Here is a 25,910-nt window from a genome sequence, read left to right on the forward strand (position 1 = left end):
CCCAGTAGACGACTGGGTTGATAGGCCGGATGTGGAAGCCCAGTAATGGGTGGAGCTGACCGGTACTAATAGGCCGAGGGCTTGTCCTCAGTTGCTCGCGTCCACTGTGTTAGTTCTGAAGTAACGAACTGTGCCGATTTCCGGTTCGATATCTTCATAGTGTTTCGGTGGTCATAGCGTTAGGGAAACGCCCGGTTACATTCCGAACCCGGAAGCTAAGCCTTTCAGCGCCGATGGTACTGCAGGGGGGACCCTGTGGGAGAGTAGGACGCCGCCGAACAATCATTGTGGGAAAGCCCCGCACCTTCTGGTGCGGGGCTTTTCTGCGTTCAGGACCCGGACTCGCTGTACGCGACGTGAGGGTCAAGCCCGTTCGTGGGCGTTGCGGCCCCGTGCAGCTGGTGGGACGGGGAGACGAGGCCGGTGACGACCGACAGGTTGTGGCCGATGATGTCGTGCATCTCCTGGGCGATCCTGGTGCGTTCGGCCGCGGCGGCTGGTCCCAGCCGCCCCTCGCGTCCACGAGGGCGGCGATCACCCAGAACGCGGTCAGCGGCACGTCCCAGACCCAGGACCCAGGGGCGGCGGGTGCCGAAGGCCGTACGCGCTGGGTACCGGGTACGAACTTCGGGGGCCGGCGTCGAAAGTCGCTTGTCGGGGCGGTGCGGTGGTGGAGACCATCGGGCATGGACCATTTGATACGAGCCATCCGGGCCGAGGAGTGGGCGAAGGCCCGCGAGATCCGGCTGGCCGCGCTGCGGGACCCCGTCGCGGGCATTGCCTTCCTGGACACGTACGAGAACGCCGTCGAGCGGCCGGACTCCTTCTGGCGGGAGCGGACGGAGGGCGCTGCCGAGGGCGGGACGGGCGGCGCCCGGCAGTTCGTGGCGGAGGCCCCGGACGGGAGCTGGGCGGGCACGATCTCGGTGCTGGTGGAGCGGCCGTCGGACGAGGTGCGTTTCGGGGAGGCGGCGACGGTCGACCAGACGCACATCGTGGCGGTGTACGTACGGCCGGAGGCGCGCGGGGCCGGGCTGGCGGAGGAGCTGTTCCGGGCGGGCGTGGAGTGGTCCTGGTCGCTGCCGGAGCCGGCCATCCGGCGGGTGCGGCTCTATGTCCACGAGGACAACGCGCGGGCCGCCGCTTTCTACCGGCGGTTCGGGTTCGTGGCGACGGGGGAGCGGGTGGCGGTGCCGGGGCACGAGACGGCGAGCGAGCTGGAGTACGAGCTGCGGCGGCCGGTGGGCGTCTAGCTCGCGCCGCGTGCGGGCCAGGGTCGCGCCGCGTGCGGGCGGGCGCCTCAGTCCTGCGGCAGCGGCTCCGGCCAGCGGGCGCGGGCCTGTTCGCGGGAGCGGAGGAGGGCCAGGGTCGGCAGGCCCTCGTCGCGGCCCCGGGCCAGGAGTTCGGGGAGGCGGGGGAGCGGGGCGACGGCGGCGACGTCGTCGAGGACGACGGTGAGTGGTGGGTCGAGCCGACCGTCGGATGACCGTGCGGCCATGCGGCGGCCGTGCTCGACCACGCTTGCGGTCAGGGCGGTCAGCAGAGGCATCGCGCCGGGGTGGGTGCGCGGGTCCTCGACCGGTTCGCCCACCACATAAAGGGTGCCCCCTTCGGCGATGAAAGATGCCAGTGTCAACGAATCTGTTCGATTCGGTGTGCACGCCTCGCGGATGTGGACCGAGAAGAGCGACGACAGCGCCCGTGCGGTCAACTCCTGTGCCATCTCTCGTCGTTCCGGATACGCCGTCAGCGCCGACTCCAGGAGCCCGGCGTGCCCGCCGGCCGCCTTGGGTTGGGTACGGAGGATCCGTACGGGTTCGTGGGCGCCCGTGCCCTGCGCCCAGCGGTGGACCTGCTTGAACGGGCGGTCGTCCACGGCGGCGGCGTGCAGCCAGCAGCGCAGGAGGGTCTCGGCGGTGTCGGCGACGGCGGCGTCCAGGCGGGACGGCGGGCGTACGGGGGTGAGGAGCGCGATCGCCCGTTCCTGGGCCGTGGCGGGGTCCTCGCACCGGTCGGTGGGGGACCAGTGGAGGCGGGCCGGGGTGTCGCAGAGGTGCCCGGGGTCGTAGACGAGGACGGGGCCGAGTTTGCCGCGGGCGTCCTTGGTGTCGGCCCAGACGGTGGGGTCGGAGGTGACGACGAGCGCGGGGCCCTCGGCGTCCTGGACGGCCTGGAGGGCGGAGGGCCGACGGGCGGCGGGGGAGCCGTAGAGCAGGCGCGGAGTCCGGGGTGAGGGGAGGACGGGGGCGGCGGGGGCACGGAGGCCGGGCTCTTCGCGCACCCCCGGCTCTTCCCGTACGGCTGACTCGACCCGTACCACCGGCTCTTCCCGTACGGCCGGCTCGACCCGTACAGCGGACTCAGCGGACTCCGTGGGCGCGACCTGGGCGGCGACCCGGGCCGGGGGCCGGGCCTCCGCCGGGGGAGCCGTCCGCGGTGCCGGTGCCGCCACCCCGTCCGTACCGTACGCGCTGTACGCCTCCGCGTCCCGTCTCGCCGCCCGTACCGTTCTCCACCGCGCCAGCGTCCCCACCGCGAACACCATGAGGACCGCGAGCACCATCAGCTCGCCGATGAACAGGCCCCAGAACAGCCCGTACCCCGACAGCTCGCCCGCCGGGGTCTGCGGCCACGCGCCCGCCAGGTCCTGCGGCCGGCCGATCAGGGCGCGGATGGCGAGCGGTGTCCTGGTGAACGTGACGCCCGTCGGCCAGGCGCCCTTGGCGAACAGACCGGCCAGGCCCGTCGCCGTCCACACCAGCACGCTCAGGCCGAGCAGCAGCCCCAGGAGCCCCACCAACAGCCCGTCGGGCGCCCCGCCTTCCCGCTGGTCCTTCGCCATGTCATGCCACCGTTGACTCGGAGGGGTCGTTCACCTGCTGCTCGATGAGGGCGGCCCGCTGCTCCGCCTCCCACTCCGCGGCCCGCAGGTCCTCGGGAAGGTCGTCCGGGATCGAGGACTCCGTCATCGCTCGGTCGGTGTAGACGAGCGGACGTTCCTTCTCGGTGATGAGGTGTTTGACCACCTGCACATTGCCGTTGACGTCCCAGACCGCGATGCCCGGGGTGAGCGTCGGGATGATCTCGACCGCCCACCGCGGCAGGCCGAGGACCCGTCCCGTGGCGCGGGCCTCGTCGGCTTTCTGGGCATAAATGGTCCGGGTCGAGGCCATCTTGAGGATGGCCGCAGCCTCCCGGGCCGCCGCCCCGTCGACGACGTCGGAGAGGTGGTGGACCACCGCCACGAAGGACAGGCCGAGCCGGCGGCCGAACTTCAGCAGCCGCTGGAACAGCTGGGCCACGAACGGGCTGTTGATGATGTGCCAGGCCTCCTCGACCAGGAAGATGCGCTTCTTCCGGTCGGGGCGGATCCAGGTGTGCTCCAGCCAGACGCCGACGATCGCCATCAGGATCGGCATGGCGATCGAGTTGCGGTCGATGTGGGACAGGTCGAAGACGATCAGCGGGGCGTCGAGGTCGATGCCGACGGTCGTCGGGCCGTCGAACATGCCGCGCAGGTCACCGTCGACCAGCCGGTCGAGGACGAGCGCGACGTCCAGGCCCCAGGCCCGTACATCGTCTATGTCGACGTTCATCGCCTCGGCCGACTCGGCCTTCGGGTGGCGCAGCTGCTCCACGATGTCGGTGAGGATCGGCTGGCGGTCGGTGATGTGCTCGGTGACGTAGGCGTGGGCGACCTTGAGCGCGAAGCCCGCGCGCTCGTCCAGGCCGTGGCCCATCGCGACCTCGATGATCGTACGGAGCAGGGCGAGCTGCCCGGTCGTGGTGATCGACGGGTCGAGCGGGTTGAGCCGGATGCCGGAGTCGACGGCGACCATCGGGTCCAGGCGGATGGGGGTTATCCCCAGCTCCTGGGCGATGAGGTTCCACTCGCCGACACCGTCCTCGCCCTGGGCGTCGAGGACGACGACCTGGCGGTCCCGGAAGCGGAGTTGGCGCAGGACGTACGTCTTCTCCAGCGCGGACTTTCCGTTGCCGGACTCACCCAGGACGAGCCAGTGGGGGGCCGGGAGCTGCTGGCCGTACAGCTGGAACGGGTCGTAGATGTACCCCTTGCCGCTGTACACCTCGCGGCCGATGATCACGCCGGAGTCGCCGAGGCCGGGGGCGGCCGTGGGCAGGTAGACGGCCTGGGCCTGCCCGGTCGAGGTGCGGACGGGCAGCCGTGTCGTCTCCACCTTCCCGAAGAGGAAGGAGGTGAACGCCTCGGTGACGGCGGAGAGCGGATCTCGCATTGGCACGGGCCCCTTAGCGGCTAGCGGCGGATGCCGGTCGCGAACGGCAAGGTGTTCACAAAGGCCCGGTGGTGCTCGCGGTCGCACCACTCCAGCTTCAGATACGACTTGCCGGCGGAGGCCCTGATCGTGCGCTTGTCTCTGGCCAGGGCCTCGGGCGAACGCGACGACACAGTGATGTACCCGACCAGGTTGACGCCCGCCGCGCCGCTGGCGAGATCTTCACCCCGCTGGTCGAGCCGGCCGTGGGCGGCGATGTCGCGCGGGTCGACGGTGCGGTTCATCTTGGCCTGGCGGGAGGCCTCGGCCTCGTCGTTGGTCTTCTCGGTGAGCATGCGCTCGATGGCGACCTCGGTGGGTTCGAGGTCCATGGTGACGGCGACCGTGCGGATGACGTCGGGGGTGTGGACGAGGAGCGGGGCGAGGAAGTTGACGCCGACGGGGGTCATCGGCCACTCCTTCACCCAGGCGGTGGCGTGGCACCACGGGGCGCGGGTGGAGGACTCGCGGGTCTTGGCCTGGAGGTAGGTGGGCTCCATGGCGTCGAGCTCGGCGGGCCAGGCGTTGCGCTTCGTCATGGCCTGGATGTGGTCGATGGGGTGGTCCGGGTCGTACATGGAGTGCACGAGGGAGGAGAGCCGGGACTGCCCGAGGGGCTGGCGGACCCTGATGTCCGCTTCCGCCAGCCGGGCGCAGATGTCGGTGAGTTCGCGGGCCATGACGACGGCGAGGCCGGCGTCGCGGTCGAGCTTGCGGGCGCCGGAGGCGTGGCGGGCGGCGCGGGCCATGGCGTTGGCCTCGGCGGCGAGCTCGCGGGTGTAGTGCATGCAGGCGACGAGGTAGGCGCGGTGCTGCTCGCTGGAGGTGGAGACCATCGACTGGAGCTGCTCGTACGACTCCTGGAGCCAGGCGGGCGCGTGGGGGTCGCCGCGCTGGGCGACGTCCTTGGCGTGGGCGTCGGGGTCGGCCGGGAGGGTGCGGGCGAGCATCTGGAGGCGGGTGACGAAGCCGTCCCCGTTGGCGACGTGCTTGAGGAGCGTGCCGAAACGGTCGACCAGGGCCTCCTGGTCCTCGCTGTCGCGCAGGCCGACGCCCGGGCCCTCGATCTCGATGGCCGCCGTGACGGTCCGCCGGTCGGCGTGGAGGAGGACGGCGATCTCGTCCGGGCCGAAGGGCGCGGACATCCAGCTGATCCGGCCGATGCCGGGCGGCGGCCCGACCTCGACCTCGCGGCCGTCGAGCCGGGTGCCGGCTTCGACGGCGGTGGAGCGGTAGGCGGTGCCGCGCTTGAGGGAGCGCTTGTAACTGCGGTTGATCTCGAACCATTTGTAGAAGGTGCGGTGCTTGTACGGGACGTACACCGCGGCGAGCGCGAGCAGCGGGAAGCCCATGAGCAGGACGATCCGCAGGGTCAGGACGGGGACGATCAACCCGCTCATCATGCCGAGGAACGCGCCGGCGATGATCAGCGCGATCTCGCCGGTCTCGCGGTTCTTGCCGACGATCGCGTTCGGCCGGGCGCGGCCGATCAGATACGTACGGCGGGGCGTGACCGGCTGGGACTGGGTCGTCAACGCCCTCCACCTCCAGAGTTCTTTCGGTTGCTGTGCGGGGTGCCTGTCGTGGGGCTGCTGCTACGCGGCGGGGGTGCGGCGGAGGGGACAGTTCCGCCGCCGCCCCCGGCCGCGCCTCCGCGGCTGCTGTGGGCGGCGACGCCTCCGGCGAGGGGGTTGGCGGGCCGGGCGCCACCGCCGGCGGCGTTGGACTGGCCGCCTCCGCCGTCGCCGCGGGCGCTGTGGGTCTTGATGCCCTGCGAGACGAGGGAGGCGGGGGAGGAGATCACGGCGGCGGCCGCGTTCTCGCCGGAGCGGTGGAGCCGGTTGTCGCGGGAGGCGACGATCTCGTCGCCGAAGCCGGGGACGAACCGGTAGATCATCGCGGAGGCGAAGATGGCGAGCAGGATGATCGCGAGCCCGGAGACGACGGCGGAGAACGCGTCGGGCCCGGTGCCGGAGGAGAGCGCGCCGGCGAGACCGAGCACGATGACGATGACGGGCTTGACGAGAATGACCGCGATCATGATCCCGGCCCAGCGGCGCACGTGGCCCCACATGTTCTTGTCGACGAGCCCGGAGTAGACGACGACGCCGAGGAGGGCGCCGACGTAGAGCAGCACGGCGCGCAGGAACAGCTCGAGGTAGAGCACGCCGGCGGCGAGCACGGTCACCAGCGAGACGATGATCAGCATGATGGGCCCGCCACCGATGCTGTCGCCCTTCTGGAGGGCTTCTTTGAAGCTCCCGAAGAAGACGTCGGTCTGCTGGCCGGTCCCGGACGCGATGACCTCGGTGACGGCGTCGGTCGCCGAGACGACGGTGTAGAGGATGAGCGGCGTGAACGCGGAGGCGAGGACGGTCAGCCAGAGGAACCCGATGGCCTCGGAGATCGCGGTGGTGAGGGGAACGCCGCGGATGGCGCGCTTGGCGACGGCCAGCAGCCAGAGGATGAGGGTGAGGACGGTGGCGGCGGCGAAGACGATGGCGTAGCGGGCGAGGAAGTCGGGGTTGGTGAAGTCGACGTCGGCGGTCTCCTTCACGGCCTTGGAGAGCGCGTCGACGATGGAGACGGCGGCGTCGGCGCAGCCGCGGGCGAGGGAGGAGAGGGGGTCGAGGGCGGAGGTGGGGTCGTTGAGACGGGGGGTGCCGCCGGGGTCGCCGTCCTCGCAGAGCTCTCTGGCCTGACCGACGATGAGGTCGCACGGATTGTTGCTCGTGCTGGGCGACGGCGTGGGCGTCGGGGTGGGGGCGGCGTGGGCGCGCGCCGGGAGCAGGACCAGAGTCGCGGGCAGCGCCGCGGCCAGCGTGATGAGCGGACGGACACGGGGACGTCGGTCAGCGGGCATAGGTGAACCCTCCGTAGCCCTCGACGGCCTTGGCGATCTCGTCCGCCATCGAGGCGCGGTTGTCGCCGTTGACGGGGGTCGGGCCTTCGGCCTGCTCCGAGGAGACGACCTTCCAGTCGTTCTCCACCCACCGGAGCTTCTGGGTGATGGTGAACCAGTTGGAGGTGACCGGCTTGGTCGAGCCCTCACCGGCCAGCCCCACGAGGCCGGTGCACCAGACGTCGACGGTGGCGGACGCGCCGGTGAAGTCCCGTACCTTCGAGCCGACCGGAATCGTGCGCGAGACGAAGGTCATGCCGGCCGGTGCGGTGCCGTTCGCGTCGAGGCCGACGTTCGCCAGGAATCCCGGTGAGTAGGAGTCGTCCAGCCTCTTGAGCAGGCCGGTGACGACGGCGGGGTCGTGGATGGCCTGGACGATGTCGCGCCGGGGCTCCGCCTGGAACATCTCGGCGGAGCCGAGGGCCACGGCGTAGTTCGACGCCGCGCTCTGCGCGCCCTGTTCGTCGTGGGCGAAGCCCATCGGGATCTGGCCGTTCTTGCCCGTCACCGGGCGGACGCCCGTCGCCGAGGTCGGGGCGCCCGCGCCGGCGGGGGTCTTGTCCGTGGTCGAGCCCGCCGTGTCCGTGGCCTCACCGCCGCCGCCGCGGTTCGCGAAGGCGATCGCGGCGATCAGCAGGACCACCACACCCACCACCGTGATCAGCGAGCGCGAGCTGCGCATCGGTGGGCGCCTGGCGCCGCCGTAGACGTCACCGCTGCCGCCCTCGGGCAGGCGCGTACGGGTCTGGCCCGAGCCGCCCACTCCGCCGAAGCCGTCGTTCTCGTCGCCGAGGCTCATGACGGGTACGCCCCCTCAACCGTTCGCGGGTACGACAGAAGCCGTTCTGGTCTCCGCGCGGGCGCGGTGTGGTGACTGGACATCAGGGATCTGACCTCGGTGGTTAGACAGCCATCCCGTACACGATGGTGAACAGCGTCCCCAGCGAGCCGATGATGAAGACGCCGGTGAGGCCGGCCACGATCAGCCCCTTGCCCTGCTCGGCGCTGAACGTGTCCCGGAGGGCGGTCGCGCCGATGCGCTGCTTGGCCGCTCCCCAGATGGCGATGCCGAGGCAGAGCAGGATGGCCACGGCCATCACGACCTCGATCATCACCTTGGCCTCATTGCCCAGGGTCCCGAAAGGCCCCCAGTTCGGGGCGATTCCACCGATGATGGTGGTGATGTCGCCCTTCTCGGCCGCCAGGTACATGTAACTCACCGCCCCTGTTGGGTAGTTCATCGCCCCTGCCGGATGGCATGGGTCATCGTCCTATCTTCGCTGATGAAACCGCCCGCGTGTGACGGCTTGACGGCTCTCTTTACCCGATCCCCGCACACTTGACCGGTCTGACCGTCTTGACCTGCGGCGGTATGGCCGGTTTCCATGCGAAGAAGCGTATGGTCACTCTGTGTATCACGGTGGGTGACTCCGGGCAATGATCGTCGTTGTTCCACTCTTGGGGTGGTGGCGCCGGGCCGACGGCCCGGCGTCCTCCGCCTCGACCGCCCCCTGATCGGCGGTCCTGGCGCCTAGACTGCCGGGTGGTGGACTACCGAGGGCCTAGGGGTGGTTGACGGTGCGTAAGGTGCGCGCGGTGGGCAGGGCTTGGTGGGTGGCCGGTGGGGTGGTCGGCGCGTGCCTCAGCTTTGTCGCGCTGCTGGTCGTGGGGACCTACTCCGCCGCCGCCGGGCTGTTCGGAGGCGCCGGGGACGCCCGGAACGGCACCGTCGGGTTGGCCAAGGGGGCCGTGCCGGCCGCGTACCAGGGGCTGGTGCAGCGGTGGGGGAACCTCTGCCCCGCCATCAACCCGGCGCTGCTGGCCGCGCAGTTGTACCAGGAGAGCGGCTGGAATCCGAGGGTCGTCTCGCCGGCCAACGCCATGGGCATCGCCCAGTTCATCCCCGGCACCTGGGCCGGGCACGGTATCGACGGGGACAACGACGGGGACCGGGACGTCTGGGACCCCGCGGACGCGATCCCGTCCGCCGCCTCGTACGACTGCGAGCTCGCCGGTTACGTGAAGGACGTGCCCGGCGACCCGACGAACAACATGCTCGCCGCGTACAACGCGGGGGCGTACCGCGTCATAAAGTCCGGCGGCGTCCCGCGGATCAGCGAGACGCAGAACTACGTGCGGATCATCCGCTCCCTGGAGAAGAGCTTCGCCCGGCCCGTCGGCCGGGTCGATCCCTCCCGGCAGGCGGCCGGGGCCATCTACTTCGCGCAGCAGAAGCTCGGCACCCCCTATCTCTGGGGCGGTACGGGGACAGCGGCGCAGAATGGCCGATTCGACTGCTCCGGGCTGACCCAGGCCGCGTACCGGAGCGTCGGGATCGAGCTGCCGCGCGTCGCCAACGACCAGTACAACGCCGGGCCTCATCCGTCCCGTGACGAACTGCTGCCCGGTGATCTCGTCTTCTTCTCCGACGACCTCACCAACTCCCGTGCCATCAGGCATGTCGGCATCTACGTCGGCGGCGGCTATATGATCGACGCCCCGCGCACCGGGGCCGTGATCCGGTTCACGAAGATCGACACACCGGACTACTTCGGTGCGACCCGAGTCACCCGGGACGGTGCGGCGGCGCTGCCCAGCGGGCCGCCGGAAGTCTGACGGGGAGTCGGTGCGGCACCGGCCACATGGCTGGAACTCTCCGTTAGGCAATGGCCCTGAGCTGCGACGACGTGTCACTCTTCGGTAACGTCATGGTGATTCTCGGGAAAGAGCGGAACGCTGGCCTCAGGCGGTTCGTTCCCTGATTTCGACCGCTCAGGGTCGACTCACATGACAAGGCAAGGGGCCGCGGCAGATGGCTGGACTCGCATCGGACGGTTCGAACCCCGATGTCGGCCTGCTCTACGACATCAACGGGCTGGCGAAGGACGCGCCTCCGTGGTTCGACCGGGTCATGGGATTCGTCGGCGAGTACGGGATCATGCTCGGCCTCGTCCTCGTCGCCCTCTGGTGCTGGGCGAGCATCCGCCGGCGGGGGAGCGTCGCCGACTCGGTCTCCGGCCTCGCCGGGCTCGTCTGGGCCCCGCTCGCGGCCGGTGTCGCCCTCCTCGTCAACATCCCCATTCGCGGATTCGTCGAGCGCCCACGGCCGTTCAAGGACCATCAGGGGCTGGAGGTCCTCGTCGACGGGAAGACCGACTTCTCCTTCGTCAGTGACCACGCCACCATGGCGATGGCCATCGGCGTCGGGCTGTTCGTCGCCCACCGCAAGCTCGGCCTGGCCGCGATCGGCCTCGCCTTCGCCGAAGGCTTCTGCCGGGTCTACATGGGCGTGCACTACCCCACCGACGTCATCGGCGGGTTCGCCCTCGGTACGGCGGTGGCCCTGCTCCTCGCGCCGCTCGCGCTCGCCCTGCTGACCCCGGTGGTCTCCGCCGTGGCCCGGTCGAAGCACGGAGCCCGGCTCGTGCGCTCCCGGCGCGCCGCCGAGCGCCGCCCCCGGCCCGAGGCCCTCGACCTCCCCGAGCCCCGGCTGGGCTCCGGCGAGAGCGACCTGGCCGCCTGAGGCCGGCCGGCGGGGATCGGCCCGAGCGCTCTCCGCCTCAGGACTGCCCGCCCAGCGCCCCCTGCGGCGCCGGCGTCGCCGTGTGGGTCCGCGCGTCCGTGCGGGCCCGGTCCCGGGATCTGCGCGCCGGGCCGGTCCAGCCACAGCTGCACGTGGCTATCGCGAAGGAGCCGCGCTCCGTCGTGGTCGTGTGATGCGGGGCCTGCTCATGCACGGACCCACCGTACTGCGCGTGACGGGTCGCCGTGACCGTCGTTATGCGGGTCGGGCGGGTCCCGGACAAGCAGCGGCACGGCGTTGGGGGTTGGCAGGCGATGGTGGTGCGGAGGTACGGGCGTGGGGGCGGGGCGATCGCCGTCGTCGCCGCCCTGGTCGGGGCGGCCGCGAGCGGGTGTTCCGCACCCGCGGACGCCAAGCCCGGCGGTGATCCGACGGCGACCGTGCGGGACGCGGCCGAGGTGCTGACCCGCGCCGGGACGTCGAAGGCGACCACGTCCATGGAGATGGCGGCCGGCGGGACCAGAGTGACCATCCGCGGCGAGGGCGGCTACGACTTCCGCAGGCGTACGGGCCGCCTTGAGGTCGTCCTGCCCAAGGACGCCGCCGGCGCCGGCGCACACCGGCCCATCACCGAACTCTTCAGCCCCGGCGCGCTCTACATGAAGAACCGCGGCGCCGGGGTGCCCGCCGACAAATGGGTCCGGGTCGACACGACCACGCTCGACGACGGCAACCTCGTCACGGGCGGGGCCACCGATCCCGCCGCCGCGGTCGAGCTGCTGCGCGGCGTACGGCAGGTGGTCTACGTCGGCGAGGTCGATCTCGCGGGGGTGAGAGTCAGCCACTACCGGGGGATCGCCGACATCGCGGTGGCCGCGCGGGCGGCCTCGCCGCAGGTGCGCGGAGCGCTGGCCGCGGCGGCGAAAGGGTTCACCAAGGACACCGTGCCCTTCGACGCCTATCTGGACGACGAGGGGCGGCTGCGCAAGGTCCGGCACCAGTTCAGCTTCGCCAACCAGGGCCGTGACGTCGCGGTCGCGTCGACGACCCTGCTGTACGCCTTCGGCACGCCCGTCGAGGTACGGCTGCCGGCCCGCGAGGACATCTACGCCGGGAAGATCAAGGTGTGACGAGCCACCCGTAGGCCACTCTTCCCGGGCCACTCCCCAAATGGTCCGGACGTGTCATGCGCGGCGCGTGGCGCGGTCCCTACGCTGGGAGACCGACGTCGGCAGGAAGAGGTGAAACCGCGTGGCTCCGCCCGGTACCGCTACATTCCCCATCGACCAGGACCGCGTCGCCCTCGCCGAGATCGAGCTGTGCGGCGAACTGATCATCGCGGCGTCGGCCGCCGACGGGGAGCGTCTCAGTGCCGACCGCATCGACGAGGTACTGAGGGTGGCCGCCGAGCGAGCCGAGCGAGCCGAACAGGCCGAAAGAGCCGAGGGAGCCGGCCGGGCCGGCTGAGCCGGCCGGCGGGTCCGGGGCTCAGGTACGCAGCATCCGCGCGATGGCCTTCGTGGCCTCCTCGACCTTCGCCTCGATCTCGTCGCCGCCCTTCAGCGCCGCGTCCGCCACGCAGTGGCGCAGGTGCTCCTCCAGGAGCTGGAGCGCGAAGGACTGCAGGGCCTTCGTGGACGCGGAGACCTGGGTGAGTATGTCGATGCAGTAGACGTCCTCGTCCACCATCCGCTGAAGACCGCGGATCTGGCCCTCGATACGGCGCAGCCGCTTGAGGTGCTCGTCCTTCTGCTTGTGGTAACCGTGCACGCCGTGGTCGTGGTCGGCCGGCACGACGGTCGGCTCGACGGCCTCGGGGGTGGCCTGGTCCGCCTCGGTGGTCGTCATCGCGTCCTCCCGTTGTCCATAAAGGGGTGGGTATACCCCTCGTGGGTATATGGTACCGATCCCCGTCGATCCGGGCGGGGGTCCGTGCATGCCACTGTGCCTGATGGGCGACACTGAGGGGACGCCGGTTAGCCGTGGCCGGATGATGCGCCTAGCATCAGCCTGACCGAAACCCAGCACCCCGAGGACCCCACGTGCGATTTCGTCTGACCCCCAGGGAGACGAGCTTCTACGACATGTTCGCCGCGTCCGCGGACAACATCGTCACGGGCTCGAAGCTCCTGATGGAACTGCTCGGAGCGGACGCCTCCGCCCGGGTCGAGATCGCGGAGCGGATGCGGGCAGCGGAACACGCCGGTGACGACGCCACCCACGCGATCTTCCACCAGCTGAACTCCTCGTTCATCACGCCGTTCGACCGCGAGGACATCTACAATCTCGCGTCGTCCCTCGACGACATCATGGACTTCATGGAGGAGGCCGTCGACCTGGTCGTCCTCTACAACGTCGAGGAACTCCCCAAGGGTGTCGAGCAGCAGATCGAGGTGCTGGCCCGCGCCGCGGAGCTGACCGCCGAGGCCATGCCGCACCTGCGGACGATGGACAACCTCACCGAGTACTGGATCGAGGTCAACCGCCTGGAGAACCAGGCGGACCAGATCCACCGCAAGCTCCTCGCGACGCTCTTCAACGGCAAGTACGACGCCATCGAGGTGCTCAAGCTCAAGCAGATCGTGGATGTGCTGGAAGAGGCCGCCGACGCCTTCGAGCACGTCGCGAACACGGTGGAGACCATCGCGGTCAAGGAGTCCTGAGCTTCGTGGACACCTTCGCTCTGGTCGTGACCATCGGTGTCGCGCTCGGCTTCACGTATACGAACGGCTTCCACGACTCCGCCAACGCCATCGCCACCTCCGTGTCGACCCGGGCGCTGACCCCGCGGGCGGCGCTGGCGATGGCGGCGGTGATGAACCTGGCGGGCGCGTTCCTCGGCAGCGGCGTCGCCAAGACGGTCAGCAAGGGCCTGATCGAGACGCCCGCAGGCAGCAAGGGGATGGGCATCCTCTTCGCCGCGCTCGTCGGCGCGATCGCCTGGAACCTGATCACCTGGTACTTCGGTCTTCCGTCCTCCTCCTCGCACGCGCTGTTCGGCGGCATGGTGGGCGCGGCGCTCGCGGGCGGGATCGACGTGATCTGGTCCGGGGTGCTCGAGAAGGTCGTCATCCCGATGTTCATCTCGCCGGTCGTCGGTCTGCTCCTGGGCTATCTGGTCATGTGCGCGATCCTGTGGATCTTCCGCAAGGCGAACCCGAGCAAGGCGAAGCGCGGCTTCCGGATCGCCCAGACGGTGTCGGCGGCGGGCATGGCGCTCGGCCACGGTCTGCAGGACGCCCAGAAGACGATGGGCATCGTGGTGATGGCCCTGGTCATCGCCGACGTCGAGCAGGCCGGCGACGCGATCCCGGCCTGGGTCAAGATCGCCTGTGCGGTGATGCTGTCCCTCGGTACGTACGCGGGCGGCTGGCGCATCATGCGGACCCTCGGCCGCCGGATCATCGAGCTGGACCCGCCGCAGGGCTTCGCGGCGGAGACCACGGCGGCGTCCGTGATGTACACGGCTTCCTTCATGTTCCACGCGCCGATCTCCACGACGCATGTGATCACCTCGGCGATCATGGGCGTGGGGGCCACCAAGCGCGTGAACGCGGTGCGCTGGGGCGTAGCCAAGAACATCATCCTGGGGTGGTTCATCACGATGCCGGCCGCGGCGCTGGTGGCGGCGGTGAGCTACTACATCGTCAGGCTGTTCTTCGGCTGACGCACGCTCCGACGGTACGGAAACGGGCCCGGCTCCCCTGTGGGGGAGCCGGGCCCTTCGTCGTGCGGTGGCACCGCCATGCAGCACCGCAGGACGCCACGCGGCCGAGCCGCATGGTCGATGGGCTATCCGAAGCGGCCGGAGATGTAGTCCTCGGTCGCCTGGACGCTCGGGTTGGAGAAGATGCGGTCGGTGTCGTCGAGCTCGATCAGCTTGCCCGGCTGGCCCACGGCCGCGAGGTTGAAGAAGGCCGTACGGTCCGACACCCGCGCCGCCTGCTGCATGTTGTGCGTCACGATGACGATCGTGAAGCGCTCCTTCAGCTCGCCGATCAGGTCCTCGATGGCGAGGGTGGAGATCGGGTCGAGCGCCGAGCAGGGCTCGTCCATCAGCAGGACCTCGGGCTCGACCGCGATCGCGCGGGCGATGCACAGACGCTGCTGCTGACCGCCGGAGAGGCCGGAGCCGGGCTTGTTCAGCCGGTCCTTGACCTCGTTCCAGAGGTTCGCGCCCTTGAGGGAGCGCTCGACGATCTCGTTGAGCTGGGACTTCTTGTACGAGCCGTTCAGGCGCAGGCCCGCCGCCACGTTGTCGAAGATCGACATGGTGGGGAACGGGTTCGGGCGCTGGAAGACCATGCCGACCGTGCGGCGCACGGCGACCGGGTCGACGTGGGAGCCGTACAGGTTCTCGTCGTCCAGCATCACCTTGCCCTCGACGCGGCCACCGGGGGTGACCTCGTGCATCCGGTTCAGGGTGCGCAGGAAGGTCGACTTGCCGCAGCCGGAGGGGCCGATGAAGGCCGTCACCGAGCGGGGCTCGACCGTCATGGAGATGTCGTCGATCGCCTTGTGGGCGCCGTAGTACGCGGAGAGGCCGCTGACGTCGATTCGCTTGGCCATATCAGTTCACTTCCAAAGAGCCGCGGTCAGCGGCCGGTCTTCGGGGCCTTCCAGCGGGCGATGCCGCGGGCCACCAGGTTGAGGATCATGACGAAGGCGATCAGGACGAGCGCGGCGGCCCAGGCGCGGGCCACGGCGGCGTCGGTGCCGACCGCGTACTGCTCGTACACGTACAGCGGCAGCGAGGACTGGGCGCCTTCGAAGGGGTTCGGGTTGATCAGCTTCGTACCGAACACGAGGAGCAGGACGGGGGCCGTCTCGCCGGTGATGCGGGCGACCGCGAGCATGACGCCCGTGGTGATGCCGCCGATCGCGGTCGGCAGGACCACCTTCAGGATGGTGCGCCACTTCGGGATGCCGAGGGCCAGGGAGGCCTCGCGGAGCTCGTTGGGGACGAGCTTGAGCATCTCCTCGGTGGAGCGGACCACGACCGGCATCATCAGGATGGCGAGGGCCATCGCCCCGGCGAATCCCGAGGGCCCGAAGCCCAGCATCAGATTCCAGGTGGCGAGGATGAACAGACCCGCGACGATCGAGGGGATGCCCGTCATGACGTCGACGAAGAAGGTCACGGCCTGGGCGAGCTTCCCGCCGCCGTACTCGACGAGGTAGACCGCGGTCAGCAGGCCGATCGGGGCGGCGATCAGGGTGGCGATGCCGACCTGTTCCATCGTGCCGAGCAGCGCGTGGTAGACACCGCCGCCGGCCTCGGCGTCCAGGACGCCGTTCATCGAGTGGGTGAGGAAGTAGGGGTCGAGGACTTCCAGGCCCTTGCTGACCGTGACCCAGGCGAGGGAGATCAGCGGGATGACGGCCAGGATGAAGCAGACCCAGACGAGGCTGGTCGCGACGCGGTCCTTGGCCTGGCGGCTGCCCTCCACCTTGGTGGTGATCGCGTAGGTGGCGAGGACGAAGAACAGTGCGGCGATCAGGCCCCACTGGACGCGGCTGTGCCAGCCGGCCGCGAGCCCGAGGCCGACGGCGGCGGCGATCGACCCGACGGCGACGGCGGCCGGGGTCCAGCGCGGAAGCCGGGCGTGCCGCAGCGGGTCGTGCTGCACGGGGGTGGTCGTCACGGGCGGACGCTCCTGTGTGGCGCTGCTCACGCGGCGGCTCCCGAGTACTCCTTGCGGCGGGCGATGATCCACCGGGCCGCGCCGTTGACCAGCAGGGTGATGGCGAAGAGGACGAGGCCGGAGGCGATCAGCGCGTCCCGGCCGAATTCGTTGGCCTCGTTGAACTTCGCCGCGATGTTCTGGGCGAACGTGCCGCCGCCCGGGTCGAGGAGGCGGCCCGAGATGACGAAGCTGGGGGAGAGGACGACCGCTACGGCCATGGTCTCGCCGAGGGCGCGGCCCAGGCCCAGCATCGAGGCGGAGATGATGCCCGAGCGGCCGAAGGGGAGCACCGAGATGCGGATGACCTCCCAGCGCGTGGCCCCGAGGGCGAGCGCGGCCTCCTCGTGCATCTTCGGGACCTGGAGGAAGACCTCGCGGGTCACGTTGGTGATGATCGGCAGGATCATGATCGCCAGCAGGATGCCGACGGTGAACAGGGAGCGGGCGACGCCGTCGCTGGTCTTGTCGAAGATGTACGTCCAGCCCATGTACCGGTCGAGCCACTCGTTCAGGCCGGCCAGGTAGGGGACCAGGAAGATCGCGCCCCACAGGCCGTAGATGATGCTGGGCACGGCGGCGAGCAGGTCGACGAGGTACGCGAGCGGCTTGGCCAGCTTGCGCGGCGCGTAGTGCGAGATGAACAGCGCGATGCCGATGGCGACCGGCACGGCGATGACCATGGCGATGACCGACGACACGACCGTGCCGAAGGCGAGGACGGCGATGCCGAAGACGGGCGGGTTGCCGGCCGGGTTCCACTCGGAGGTGGTGAGGAAGTTCGTGGAGTCCTGCGAGATGGCGAGGACCGAGCGGTAGGTGAGGAAGCCCGCGATCGCGGCCATGATCACCAGCAGGGTGATGCCGGAGCCGCGGGACAGACCGAGGAAGATCCGGTCGCCGGGGCGGGTCGCGCCCTGGGCGCGCCCCTTGTCTATGGGTGGTGTGGGTGTGGTCGTAGCCATCGGTCTCTCCGGTCTGCGGGGCCGGTACGCGTGTACGGGCGGCCCCTGGCGGCGGTGCACCGGAATGCCGGGGCCGGCCGTCGGTGTGACGGGCCGGCCCCGGCCGGGGATCAGGACAGGGTGGGGACGATCTCGCGGACCTTGGTCGCGATCTCGGCCGGGATCGGGGCGTAGTCGGCGTCGGCGAGGACCTTCTGGCCCTCCTCGCTGATGGCGTAATTGAGGAACGCCTTCAGGGTCGGCAGGGTTTCCGCCTTGTTGCCCTTGTCGCAGGCGATCTCGTAGGTGACGAGGACGATCGGGTAGGCGCCCTCGGCCTTGGTGGCGTAGTCGAGCTCCAGGGCCAGGTCGCTGCCGGTGCCCTTCACCTTGGCGGCGGCGATGGCCTTGGAGGCGTTCTCCGTGGTGGCCGCGACCGGGGCGGAGGCGCCGGTGTTGATGCTGACCGTGGGGATCTTGTTCGCGGTCGCGTAGGAGAGCTCGAAGTAGCCGATCGAGCCCTCGGCGTCCTTGACCGCGGCGGCGACACCGGAGGAGCCGTTGGCGGCCTGGCCACCGGGGGCCGGCCACGACTTCGACTTCGGGTCGTGCTTCCAGTCGGCCGGGGCGGCGGTGGAGAGGTACTTGCCCAGGTTCTGGGTGGTGCCCGACTCGTCGGAGCGGTGGAAGGCCTGGATGGTGCTGCCCGGCAGCTTGGCGCCCGGGTTCAGCTTGGCGATCGCCGGGTCGTTCCACTTGGTGATCTTCGAGTCGAAGATCTTGGCGAGGGTGGGGGCGTCCAGGACCAGGTTGTCCACGCCCTCCAGCTTGTAGCCGATGGCGACGGGGCCGCCGACCATCGGCAGGTTGATGCCCTTGCCGCCCTTGCAGATCTTCTGCGACGCGGCGACCTCGTCCTCCTTGAGCGCGGAGTCGGAGCCCGCGAAGGCGACCTGGCCCTGGTTGAACTTGGTGATACCGCCGCCGGAGCCGATGGACTGGTAGTTCACCTCGACGCCGGAGCAGGCGGCCTGGAAGTTCTTGACCCACAGGTCCATGGCGTTCTTCTGCGCGCTGGAACCGGCGGCGAGGAGCTGGCCCTCGGCGCCGTCGCACTTGATGTTCGAGGCGGCGGCGGAGGTCTTGTCGCCGTTCGGGGTCGCACCGGTGTTGTCGTCCGAACCACACGCCGTGAGAACCAGGGCGCCGGAGACGGCGAGGGCACCGAGCGCGGTGGCGCGAAGCCCGTTCTTGCGCGAAAGCTTCACTTTCGGGTGTTCCTTCCAGAAGCCGCCTGGCGCGGACCTTTACCTGTCCTCAACGTTGTACGGCGGCGCGTGTCGGGGTTGCCGGTGCTTCACTCAGCTTGTGCACCTTGTACGGCCGAAATTAGGCAGAACAGGTGAAGCGGTCGGCGGAACAGGGTGAACGGCAAGTGAACCGTGCCGGAAGGCCGGGTGCGGGGACCCCGGACGGCGGGCTATCCGGGTGTAGCGGCCGGCAGCGCGTCGATGAGCTCGCGGTCCTGCGCCCGGGTGAGGCGGGCGCGGGCGGCGGCGGGAGGGAGCCAGACCAGCCGGTCGACCTCGCGGCCGGGCGTGAACGTGCCGCCCAGGGCGCGGGCCGACCAGTACCGGACCTCCTTGGGGCGGCCCTTCGCCGCATAGCGGACCGTGGGGAGGCGGTCGCCCAGGGCGCACGCCTGGCCGGTCTCCTCCAGGACCTCGCGGACCGCGCATTCCCGCGCCGTCTCGCCCGGTTTCAGCTTGCCCTTCGGGTGCGACCAGTCGTCGTACTTCGGCCGGTGGATCAGCGCGATCTCGATGCCCCGGCCCGAGGGGGCGGGGCGCCACAGGACGCAGCCGGCCGCCCGGATCACGGGACCCCCGCCGTCGCTCTCCGCCAGGCCCGCTGGAAGGCGAACCTGGCCGCCTCGACCTCGTGGCGCTGGTCCGCGTGGAGGACGCCGAGCGCGTAGGCCGTGGCCGGGGCGATACGGGGGGTGCGGGCCGCCGTGGCCGCCGCGGCGGCGGCCTCGGAGGCGTCGCGGTGGCGGTCGAGGGCGCGGCCGGCCTCGTAGAGGACCGGGTCCGGGTCGGTGCCCGCGTGCAGGACCTCGCAGGCGTACCGGTGCAGGCGCAGCAGGAGCCGGGCCTGGTGCCAGGGCGTGTCCTGGGACTCGCCGGCCGCGAGGGCGAGGGCGTCGGCGTTGTACGGGTGGGCGGCCCGGGACAGCGGCAGCCCGGCCACGGCGTCCAGGAGACGGCGCTCGACGCTCTCGGCGGGCGCGTCGAGGGCCTCGATCGCCGGAGCCGCCGCCGCGGGCCCCAGCGGCACCTCCGAGGCCAGCAGGGCGACCGCGTCCGCGACCGCGTGGAAGCGGGAGGAGCCGAGCGCCTGGAGCGCGGCGGAGTGGGCTCGCGTACGGGCGAGGGTGAGCTGGCGTTCGAGCAGGGCGCCGGCGCGGGCGGCGCCCACCGTGAGCCCCGTGCCGGCCGTGCCCCGGGCGGCCGGCACGGGACCGCCTCCGCTCGACAGGCGGGACAGCGCGTCCACCAGCCGGACCAGCCGGGAGGTGCAGGCGTGCTCCAGCGCGAGCGTGCCGGAGAGCCAGGCCAGCTCGGTGCGGAGCTGGTCGGCCCAGGAGGCGTCGAGGAGCGGCCGGAAGGTGTGCAGGGTTCCGCTGATCCTGCGGGCGGCGGACCGCAGGGACCGGGCCGCCTCCTCCGAGCCGCTGGTGTCCGCGCCGCTCTCCGCGTGCAGGCGCAGGGCGCGCAGGAAGTCCGCGGCCCGTGCGTGGAGGTAGGGGGCGAGGATCTCGCCCGCGGTGACGTTCGTGGTCCTTCCCGGGGAGACTCCGGTGGTCACCCCCGCGGGGGCTTCCGTGGTGCGGTCGTGGTCAGGGCTGTGCACGCCGGCGCCTCCGCGCGTCGATGAGCATCTCCTGGACGTGCCGCAGCGGCTGGCCCTCCGGGTCGGTCGCGTGCCGCGTCCAGTTCCCGTCCGGGCCGAGGTGCCAGGAGGAGGTCGTGTCGGACATGCCGGTCTCCAGGAGCCGGCTGAGGGCGGCCCGGTGGGCCGGGTCGGAGACCCGGACGAGGGCCTCGATACGGCGGTCCAGGTTCCGGTGCATCATGTCGGCGCTGCCGAACCAGACCTCGGGTTCGCCGCCGTTGCCGAAGGCGAAGATCCGGGAGTGCTCCAGGAAGCGGCCGAGGATCGAGCGGACCCGGATGTTCTCGGACAGGCCGGTGACGCCGGGCCGTACCGCGCAGATGCCGCGGACCCAGATGTCGACCGGCACGCCCGCCCGCGCCGCGTGGTAGCAGGCGTCGATGACGGCCTCGTCGACCATCGAGTTGACCTTGATCCGGACGTAGGCGGGCCGCCCGGCCCGGTGGTGGACGATCTCCTTCTGGATCCGGGAGACCAGGCCGTCCCGCAGGGACTTGGGGGCGGTGAGCAGCCGCCGGTAGGTCTCGCGGCGGGAGTAGCCGGAGAGCCGGTTGAACAGGTCGGAGAGGTCCGCGCCGACCTGCGGGTCGGCCGTCAGGAGGCCGAGGTCCTCGTAGAGCCGGGCCGTCTTGGGGTGGTAGTTGCCGGTGCCGACGTGGGAGTAGCGGCGCAGCAGCTCGCCCTCCTGCCGGACGACGAGGGAGAGCTTGCAGTGCGTCTTGAGGCCGACGAGGCCGTAGACGACATGGCAGCCGGCCTCCTCCAGCTTGCGCGCCCACTTGATGTTGGCCTGTTCGTCGAAGCGGGCCTTGATCTCGACGAGGACGAGGACCTGCTTGCCGGACTCGGCGGCGTCGATGAGGGCGTCCACTATCGGCGAGTCGCCGGAGGTGCGGTACAGCGTCTGCTTGATGGCCAGCACGTCCGGGTCGCCGGCGGCCTGCTCCAGGAACGCCTGGACGGAGGTGGAGAAGGAGTCGTACGGGTGGTGGAGCAGGACGTCCCGCTCGCGCAGCGCGGCGAAGATGTCGGGCGCGGACGCCGACTCGACCTCGGAGAGGTCGCGGTGGGTGCCGGCGACGAACTTCGGGAACTTCAGCTCGGGCCGGTCCAGGGAGGCGATGCCGAAGAGCCCGGTCAGGTCGAGCGGCCCGGGCAGCGGGTAGACCTCGGCGTCGGAGACCTTCAGCTCGCGTACCAGCAGGTCGAGGACGTACGGGTCGATGGACTCCTCGACCTCCAGGCGGACCGGCGGCCCGAAGCGGCGCCGCATGAGCTCCTTCTCCAGGGCCTGGAGCAGGTTCTCCGCGTCGTCCTCCTCGACCTCCAGGTCCTCGTTCCGGGTCACCCGGAACATGTGGTGCGCCAGCACCTCCATGCCGGGGAAGAGCTCCTCCAGGTGTGCGGCGATGACGTCCTCCAGGGGGACGTAGCGCTGCGGGGAGGCCTCCAGGAAGCGGGAGAGCAGCGGCGGCACCTTGACGCGCGCGAAGTGGCGGTGGCCGCTGACCGGGTTGCGTACGACGACGGCGAGGTTGAGGGAGAGCCCCGAGATGTACGGGAAGGGGTGCGCGGGGTCGACCGCCAGCGGGGTGAGGACGGGGAAGATCTGCTGCCGGAAGAGCGTGAAGAGCCGCGCCTGCTCCTTCTCGGTCAGCTCGGGCCAGCGGATCAGGTGGATGCCCTCGTCGGCGAGGGCCGGGGCCACGTCCTGCTGGAAGCAGGCGGCGTGCCGGGCCATGAGCTCGCGCGAGCGGGTCCAGATGAGGTCGAGCACCTCGCGGGGCTGGAGCCCGGAGGCGGAGCGGGTGGCGACGCCGGTGGCGATACGGCGCTTGAGGCCGGCGACGCGCACCATGAAGAACTCGTCGAGGTTCGACGCGAAGATCGCGAGGAAGTTAGCCCGTTCGAGGAGGGGGGTGGCGGGGTCCTCGGCCAGTTCCAGAACCCGTTCGTTGAACGCGAGCCAGCTGCGCTCGCGGTCGAGGAAGCGGCCCTGGGGGAGTTCGCCGGCGGCGTCGTCGCCCTCGTACGCGTCCGGATCGGCGTCCAGGTCGGGCGCGAGGTCCGACACCGGGCCCGCGTGGACGGTGTGGGGGCGGTGCGCGGCTATGGAGCCGACGGTCGGCTGGCCGTTCTGACCGTTCGGGGCCGACGTCGTGGGCGTCGCGGACGGCTGTGCGGAGGACTGGACCGGGACCTCGGCGGGCTGCTGGCTCATGGCCCTATTCTTCCGCGCGAAGGGCTGGTCGGGCGCGTCGGAGCGGGCCGTGGTGGAGGGAAGTCTCCCTTTCGGGAGCGCGGGCACGGCGGGCGTCATTGCGTGAGCGTCGCAAGCGTGTCTGAATGCGCGGTAACGAGGACGTGTCGTACCGGAATCGGGGCGGGGCCCCGGACGTGGGCCCCGCGCCGTTTCTACGGGTGCCGGGCGCGCAGGACGCGGAAGGCGGCCAGCAGCGCGAGGGCGGCGAGGGCGAGGACGATGCCGGTCTCGATGAGATGGGTGGGCCAGAAATGGGAGGCGGGGTGGTAGTCGATGTACCGGGCGGCGATGTTCTCGTCCGACCGGCACACCCCGCTCTCGTCGAGCGGCTCGGCGCAGAACCAGCCGGGCAGCCGCTCTCCCGTGGCGCTGATCAGACCGGAGTCCGTCTCCAGCCCCCCGTCGGGCACCCAGAGCGTGGGGCCGGCCGGGCCGGTGATCGTCCGTACCGGCAGGAGGTCCCAGCGCAGCGCGTGCAGCGCGAGCAGCACCGCCCCCACCACCACGCCGGTCACCGACATGGCCACCAGAGTCCGGCGGACGAGCTGGCCGACGAGCGCGCCGGCGGCGACGGCGAGCAGCCCGTGCGCGACGAGGAGGGGGCCGGTCGACTCGTACGTGCCCCGCTCGTCCCAGGTGAACTGCCAGTCGCCCGCCACCCGGGCCAGGCCGAGGGCGTAGGCCGCCATCAGCGCCAGCGTGCCGCCGACCGTCACCGCGGCCGCGACCAGGAGTTTCGAGGCGAGCCAGCGGCCCGGGGAGACGGACTGGGTCAGGGCCAGCTTGTACGTCCCCGACTCCAGCTCGCGGGCGACCAGCGGGCCCGCGACGAACGCGCCGACGAGCAGGGGCAGGACGACCATGCCGACGGCGAAGTACTCCATGCCCCACCGCAGCAGCGTGTGGCCGTTGTCCTGGTTGGTGCCGGGGATACGGGAGTCCCAGAAGCGCAGGCCCGCCACGCAGACGAGGCTCAGCCCGGCCGTGGCGGCGACCGCCCGCAGCGCCCGCCGGTGCTGGCGGGCCGTCACCCAGTACGGGCCCTTCAGGGCGAGGCTGCTCATGCGGAGGCTCCTTCGGGGGTGCGGGCGGCGCGGAGGTGGGCGAGGAGGAGCTCCTCCAGGGAGGGTTCCGAGGTCTGCCAGGGGCCCTCGACCGGGATCCCGTCATTGCGGACGAGCGCGGTGAGCTGACGGCCCGTCGTGCGGGAGTCGATGACCGGGTGCGGGGCGAGATCGGCGACCGGGCCGGTGAGCAGGGTGTGCGCGGCGAGGAGGTCGTCGACGGCGCCGTCGAGGCGGATTCGGCCGCGGTCGAGGAGGAGCAGGTGGTCGCAGGCGCCCTCCAGCTCGGTGAGGATGTGCGAGGACATGACGACCGTGGTGCCGTGTTCGGCGGCGTCGGCCATCAGGGCGCCCATGAGTTCATGGCGGGCCAGGGGGTCGAGGTCGGCCATCGGCTCGTCCAGGAGGAGCAGTTCGGGGCGCTTGCCCAGGGCGAGGGCGAGCGCGAGGCGGGTGCGCCGGCCCCCGGAGAGGGTGCGGACGCGGGCGTGCGGGTCCAGGGTGCCGGTGATCCGTTCGGCGAGGTCGGCGTCCCAGCGGCCGGGGTTGAGCTCCCGGCCCATGCCGAGGGTCTCGGCGACGGTGAGCCGAGGGTAGAGCGGCTTGTCCTGGGCCACGTACGCGAGCTTCTCGCGGGCGGGGGCGCGGAGGGTGCCCTCGGTGGGCCGGAGCAGTCCTGCCGCGAGGGCGAGGAGCGTGGACTTGCCGGCGCCGTTGGGGCCGACCAGCGCGCAGACGCGGCCGGCCGGGAGGCTGAAGGAGCAGCCGTCCAGGGCCCGGTGCCGCCCGAATCGCCTGCCGAGGCCGTCGGCCTCCAACACGGTGTCGCGGGTCATGCGTCGTCCCCCTCGAAGTGTTCGTCCAGTACGGAAGTGAAGAGCGCCGCCACGTCGTCCCGGTCCAGCCCCTCGGCCCGTGCGCGCCGGGCCCAGTCGGCGAGTTCGCCGCGCAGGGGGGAGGCGGCGGCGGGGGCGGTTCCGAGCGTGGCGCGGATGAAGGTGCCCAGGCCGCGGCGGGCCTCGACGAGGCCCTCGCGCTCCAGTTCGCGGTAGGCCTTGAGGACCGTGTTCGGGTTGATGGCCGTGGCCTCGACGACCTCGCGCGCGGTGGGCAGCTGGTCGCCGGGTTCCAGGACGCCCATGCGCAGGGCCTGTCTGGTCTGCTGGACGATCTGGAGGTAGGTGGCGATCCCGCTGCGCCGGTCGATCCGGTACTCGAGCATGTTCCTTCCACCACCCTTTCACTAATCAAGTAGTGAAAGGGTGGTGGAAAGAAGGGGGCGGTGTCAACCGCCCCCTTGTCCCTACGGGTTCGGCTCCCGGTCTCAGGACTCCGTGCGGTACATCAGATCCACCTCGTGCGTCACGAAGCCCAGCCGCTCGTACACCGTCACCGCCGCCGTGTTGTCCGCGTCCACGTACAGCATCGCCGTCGGCAGCGTCTGCGCCGCCAGGTGCCGCAGTCCGATCGCCGTGAGCGCCTTGCCGAGGCCGCCGCCCTGCGCTTCCGGCAGGATGCCGATCACGTACACCTCGCCGAGCTGCTCCTCCGCGTGCACCTTCGTCCAGTGGAAGCCGACCAGCCGCCCCTCCTTCTCCGCGAGGAAGAAGCCCTTCGGGTCGAACCACGGCTCGGCCATCCGGTCGTCAAGATCGCGCTGGGTGAGCGAACCCTGCTCGGGGTGGTGGGCGAAGGCCGCCGCGTTGACGGCCAGCCAGGCAGCGTCGTCCTGGCCGGGGACGAACGTACGGACGGTGACGCCCTCGGGCAGCACCGGCTCCGGAATGTCCAGCGGCACCAACGGACGCCGCAGCTGTCGCAGTTCGCGGAAGAGGGTCAGGCCGAGCACCTGCGCCAGATGGCGTGCGGCCGACTTGCCGCCGTGCGCCCACACCCGCAGCCGCTTGCCCGAGGCGGCGAGCAGGGCGGTGCCGAGCGCCCGGCCGTGCCCCCGCCCGCGGTGCGAGGGGTGCACCACCAGCTCGGCGGCCGGAGCCTCCACCGGATCGGTGTCCTCCAGCTGGGCGTAGCCGTAGAGCCGCGGTCCGACGGTGAGCAGGAAGTGCCGTACGCCCTCCCGCTTGCCGTGACGCAGATACAGCCGCCCCTGCTCGGACACCGCGTGCATGCCGTCCGCGCGCTCCGCGGCCTCCAGCAGGTCGAGGACGTCCTGGACCTGCTCGGGGGAAAGCTCGTCGAGGGTATGGATCTGCCGTCCGGGTTCGAGGGCCGGTGCCACGTCAGAAGTCATGGGACGAGCCTACGGCGCACCCGGAAGCA

Annotated in this window: 25 protein-coding genes, 1 rRNA gene and 1 pseudogene; 8 read left to right on the plus strand and 19 right to left on the minus strand. The window is 71.0% G+C overall.

Annotated elements, in window-relative coordinates:
- The first annotated feature begins 163 nt into the window (after window positions 1-163).
- A 5S ribosomal RNA gene (rrf, locus tag ACWDX6_RS10850) occupies window positions 164-280 on the plus strand.
- A gap of 136 nt (window positions 281-416) precedes the next feature.
- Here rrf and ACWDX6_RS10855 read toward each other — a convergent pair.
- Window positions 417-497: pseudogene (locus tag ACWDX6_RS10855) on the minus strand (histidine kinase); the annotation flags it as partial.
- A gap of 189 nt (window positions 498-686) precedes the next feature.
- On the opposite strand from ACWDX6_RS10855, the gene ACWDX6_RS10860 reads away from it, so the two are divergent.
- The gene (locus ACWDX6_RS10860; RefSeq protein WP_451484608.1) at window positions 687-1,253 is read left to right on the plus strand and encodes a GNAT family N-acetyltransferase; all 567 of its coding nucleotides are present in this window, start codon (window positions 687-689) and stop codon (window positions 1,251-1,253) included.
- A 47-nt stretch (window positions 1,254-1,300) separates the two neighbouring features.
- Here ACWDX6_RS10860 and ACWDX6_RS10865 read toward each other — a convergent pair whose 3' ends face one another.
- The 6 genes from ACWDX6_RS10865 to ACWDX6_RS10890 form a co-directional block, all read right to left on the minus strand.
- Complete coding sequence (locus tag ACWDX6_RS10865; protein WP_451484609.1) at window positions 1,301-2,842, minus strand: type IV secretory system conjugative DNA transfer family protein; 1,542 nt, start codon at window positions 2,840-2,842, stop codon at window positions 1,301-1,303.
- A gap of 1 nt (window position 2,843) precedes the next feature.
- Window positions 2,844-4,256, minus strand: a complete 1,413-nt coding sequence (locus ACWDX6_RS10870; protein ID WP_451484610.1) for an ATP-binding protein — start codon at window positions 4,254-4,256, stop codon at window positions 2,844-2,846.
- Between the two features lie 20 nt (window positions 4,257-4,276).
- Window positions 4,277-5,830: an SCO6880 family protein gene (locus ACWDX6_RS10875; protein ID WP_451484611.1), complete on the minus strand. Its 1,554-nt coding sequence runs from the start codon at window positions 5,828-5,830 to the stop codon at window positions 4,277-4,279.
- The gene (locus ACWDX6_RS10880; RefSeq protein WP_451484612.1) at window positions 5,827-7,158 is read right to left on the minus strand and encodes a hypothetical protein; all 1,332 of its coding nucleotides are present in this window, start codon (window positions 7,156-7,158) and stop codon (window positions 5,827-5,829) included. Before ACWDX6_RS10880 ends, ACWDX6_RS10875 begins: the two co-directional genes overlap by 4 nt.
- On the minus strand, window positions 7,148-7,996 hold the full coding sequence (locus ACWDX6_RS10885) for a hypothetical protein (protein ID WP_451484613.1): 849 nt from the start codon (window positions 7,994-7,996) through the stop codon (window positions 7,148-7,150). The genes ACWDX6_RS10880 and ACWDX6_RS10885 overlap by 11 nt, the downstream gene beginning before the upstream one ends.
- A 103-nt stretch (window positions 7,997-8,099) precedes the next feature.
- Entirely contained in the window at window positions 8,100-8,408 is a 309-nt protein-coding gene (locus tag ACWDX6_RS10890; protein WP_451484734.1) for a hypothetical protein, read from the minus strand.
- A gap of 385 nt (window positions 8,409-8,793) precedes the next feature.
- Here ACWDX6_RS10890 and ACWDX6_RS10895 point away from each other — a divergent pair, with 385 nt between their 5' ends.
- From ACWDX6_RS10895 to ACWDX6_RS10910, 4 genes are all read left to right on the plus strand, one after another.
- The gene (locus ACWDX6_RS10895) at window positions 8,794-9,813 is read left to right on the plus strand and encodes a C40 family peptidase (protein ID WP_451484614.1); all 1,020 of its coding nucleotides are present in this window, start codon (window positions 8,794-8,796) and stop codon (window positions 9,811-9,813) included.
- Window positions 9,814-10,009: 196 nt separating this feature from the next.
- Window positions 10,010-10,720 carry a phosphatase PAP2 family protein gene (locus ACWDX6_RS10900; protein WP_451484615.1) on the plus strand — a complete coding sequence of 237 codons (711 nt, stop codon included), beginning with the start codon at window positions 10,010-10,012 and terminating at the stop codon, window positions 10,718-10,720.
- A gap of 314 nt (window positions 10,721-11,034) precedes the next feature.
- On the plus strand, window positions 11,035-11,850 hold the full coding sequence (locus tag ACWDX6_RS10905) for a hypothetical protein (protein WP_451484616.1): 816 nt from the start codon (window positions 11,035-11,037) through the stop codon (window positions 11,848-11,850).
- Between the two features lie 121 nt (window positions 11,851-11,971).
- A complete protein-coding gene (locus ACWDX6_RS10910) occupies window positions 11,972-12,187 on the plus strand; it encodes a hypothetical protein (protein WP_451484617.1) in 216 nt (71 codons plus the stop codon).
- 21 nt (window positions 12,188-12,208) lie between these two features.
- Here ACWDX6_RS10910 and ACWDX6_RS10915 read toward each other — a convergent pair whose 3' ends face one another.
- Complete coding sequence (locus ACWDX6_RS10915) at window positions 12,209-12,568, minus strand: metal-sensitive transcriptional regulator (RefSeq protein ID WP_403287501.1); 360 nt, start codon at window positions 12,566-12,568, stop codon at window positions 12,209-12,211.
- A 194-nt stretch (window positions 12,569-12,762) separates the two neighbouring features.
- Here ACWDX6_RS10915 and ACWDX6_RS10920 point away from each other — a divergent pair, with 194 nt between their 5' ends.
- Both ACWDX6_RS10920 and ACWDX6_RS10925 read left to right on the plus strand, forming a co-directional pair.
- The gene (locus ACWDX6_RS10920) at window positions 12,763-13,383 is read left to right on the plus strand and encodes a DUF47 domain-containing protein (RefSeq protein WP_403287502.1); all 621 of its coding nucleotides are present in this window, start codon (window positions 12,763-12,765) and stop codon (window positions 13,381-13,383) included.
- A 5-nt stretch (window positions 13,384-13,388) separates the two neighbouring features.
- Complete coding sequence (locus ACWDX6_RS10925; RefSeq protein WP_451484618.1) at window positions 13,389-14,387, plus strand: anion permease; 999 nt, start codon at window positions 13,389-13,391, stop codon at window positions 14,385-14,387.
- A 125-nt stretch (window positions 14,388-14,512) separates the two neighbouring features.
- Here the strand turns inward: ACWDX6_RS10925 and pstB are convergent, their stop codons facing one another.
- The 11 genes from pstB to mshD all read right to left on the minus strand — a co-directional run bounded on the left by pstB (window position 14,513) and on the right by mshD (window position 25,881).
- Window positions 14,513-15,289, minus strand: coding sequence for a phosphate ABC transporter ATP-binding protein PstB (gene pstB, locus ACWDX6_RS10930; protein ID WP_403287504.1), 777 nt, complete (start codon window positions 15,287-15,289; stop codon window positions 14,513-14,515).
- A gap of 26 nt (window positions 15,290-15,315) precedes the next feature.
- Window positions 15,316-16,395, minus strand: coding sequence for a phosphate ABC transporter permease PstA (pstA, locus tag ACWDX6_RS10935; protein ID WP_451484619.1), 1,080 nt, complete (start codon window positions 16,393-16,395; stop codon window positions 15,316-15,318).
- Window positions 16,392-17,369, minus strand: a complete 978-nt coding sequence (pstC, locus tag ACWDX6_RS10940; RefSeq protein WP_451484620.1) for a phosphate ABC transporter permease subunit PstC — start codon at window positions 17,367-17,369, stop codon at window positions 16,392-16,394. The genes pstA and pstC overlap by 4 nt, the downstream gene beginning before the upstream one ends.
- Window positions 17,370-17,479: 110 nt before the next feature.
- Window positions 17,480-18,616: a phosphate ABC transporter substrate-binding protein PstS gene (gene pstS, locus ACWDX6_RS10945; RefSeq protein WP_451484621.1), complete on the minus strand. Its 1,137-nt coding sequence runs from the start codon at window positions 18,614-18,616 to the stop codon at window positions 17,480-17,482.
- Window positions 18,617-18,828: 212 nt separating this feature from the next.
- Complete coding sequence (locus tag ACWDX6_RS10950) at window positions 18,829-19,227, minus strand: NUDIX hydrolase (protein ID WP_451484622.1); 399 nt, start codon at window positions 19,225-19,227, stop codon at window positions 18,829-18,831.
- Window positions 19,224-20,216 (minus strand): CHAD domain-containing protein, encoded by a 993-nt coding sequence (locus ACWDX6_RS10955; protein WP_451484735.1) that lies wholly within the window; start codon window positions 20,214-20,216, stop codon window positions 19,224-19,226. Before ACWDX6_RS10955 ends, ACWDX6_RS10950 begins: the two co-directional genes overlap by 4 nt.
- Before the next feature lie 31 nt (window positions 20,217-20,247).
- Window positions 20,248-22,524, minus strand: a complete 2,277-nt coding sequence (locus ACWDX6_RS10960) for an RNA degradosome polyphosphate kinase (protein ID WP_451484623.1) — start codon at window positions 22,522-22,524, stop codon at window positions 20,248-20,250.
- A gap of 194 nt (window positions 22,525-22,718) precedes the next feature.
- Window positions 22,719-23,630, minus strand: coding sequence for an ABC transporter permease (locus ACWDX6_RS10965; RefSeq protein WP_451484624.1), 912 nt, complete (start codon window positions 23,628-23,630; stop codon window positions 22,719-22,721).
- Complete coding sequence (locus ACWDX6_RS10970) at window positions 23,627-24,466, minus strand: ABC transporter ATP-binding protein (protein ID WP_451484625.1); 840 nt, start codon at window positions 24,464-24,466, stop codon at window positions 23,627-23,629. Before ACWDX6_RS10970 ends, ACWDX6_RS10965 begins: the two co-directional genes overlap by 4 nt.
- Window positions 24,463-24,852, minus strand: a complete 390-nt coding sequence (locus ACWDX6_RS10975) for a GntR family transcriptional regulator (protein WP_451484626.1) — start codon at window positions 24,850-24,852, stop codon at window positions 24,463-24,465. Before ACWDX6_RS10975 ends, ACWDX6_RS10970 begins: the two co-directional genes overlap by 4 nt.
- Window positions 24,853-24,954: 102 nt before the next feature.
- Complete coding sequence (gene mshD, locus ACWDX6_RS10980) at window positions 24,955-25,881, minus strand: mycothiol synthase (RefSeq protein WP_451484627.1); 927 nt, start codon at window positions 25,879-25,881, stop codon at window positions 24,955-24,957.
- Between the last annotated feature and the right edge of the window lie 29 nt (window positions 25,882-25,910).

Source organism: Streptomyces sp. NPDC003027 (assembly GCF_053591435.1).

Excerpts from the sequence above, each read along its gene's own strand:
- ACWDX6_RS10890 (WP_451484734.1), bottom strand. The coding sequence starts at position 8,408 with ATGTACCTGGCGGCCGAGAAGGGCGACATCACCACCATCATCGGTGGA.
- ACWDX6_RS10905 (WP_451484616.1), top strand. The coding sequence starts at position 11,035 with ATGGTGGTGCGGAGGTACGGGCGTGGGGGCGGGGCGATCGCCGTCGTC.
- pstB (WP_403287504.1), bottom strand. The coding sequence starts at position 15,289 with ATGGCCAAGCGAATCGACGTCAGCGGCCTCTCCGCGTACTACGGCGCC.
- ACWDX6_RS10870 (WP_451484610.1), bottom strand. The coding sequence starts at position 4,256 with ATGCGAGATCCGCTCTCCGCCGTCACCGAGGCGTTCACCTCCTTCCTC.
- ACWDX6_RS10885 (WP_451484613.1), bottom strand. The coding sequence starts at position 7,996 with ATGAGCCTCGGCGACGAGAACGACGGCTTCGGCGGAGTGGGCGGCTCG.
- ACWDX6_RS10975 (WP_451484626.1), bottom strand. The coding sequence starts at position 24,852 with ATGCTCGAGTACCGGATCGACCGGCGCAGCGGGATCGCCACCTACCTC.
- ACWDX6_RS10900 (WP_451484615.1), top strand. The coding sequence starts at position 10,010 with ATGGCTGGACTCGCATCGGACGGTTCGAACCCCGATGTCGGCCTGCTC.
- pstC (WP_451484620.1), bottom strand. The coding sequence starts at position 17,369 with ATGGCTACGACCACACCCACACCACCCATAGACAAGGGGCGCGCCCAG.
- ACWDX6_RS10860 (WP_451484608.1), top strand. The coding sequence starts at position 687 with ATGGACCATTTGATACGAGCCATCCGGGCCGAGGAGTGGGCGAAGGCC.
- ACWDX6_RS10965 (WP_451484624.1), bottom strand. The coding sequence starts at position 23,630 with ATGAGCAGCCTCGCCCTGAAGGGCCCGTACTGGGTGACGGCCCGCCAG.
- ACWDX6_RS10915 (WP_403287501.1), bottom strand. The coding sequence starts at position 12,568 with ATGACGACCACCGAGGCGGACCAGGCCACCCCCGAGGCCGTCGAGCCG.
- mshD (WP_451484627.1), bottom strand. The coding sequence starts at position 25,881 with ATGACTTCTGACGTGGCACCGGCCCTCGAACCCGGACGGCAGATCCAT.
- ACWDX6_RS10865 (WP_451484609.1), bottom strand. The coding sequence starts at position 2,842 with ATGGCGAAGGACCAGCGGGAAGGCGGGGCGCCCGACGGGCTGTTGGTG.
- ACWDX6_RS10880 (WP_451484612.1), bottom strand. The coding sequence starts at position 7,158 with ATGCCCGCTGACCGACGTCCCCGTGTCCGTCCGCTCATCACGCTGGCC.
- ACWDX6_RS10970 (WP_451484625.1), bottom strand. The coding sequence starts at position 24,466 with ATGACCCGCGACACCGTGTTGGAGGCCGACGGCCTCGGCAGGCGATTC.
- ACWDX6_RS10960 (WP_451484623.1), bottom strand. The coding sequence starts at position 22,524 with ATGAGCCAGCAGCCCGCCGAGGTCCCGGTCCAGTCCTCCGCACAGCCG.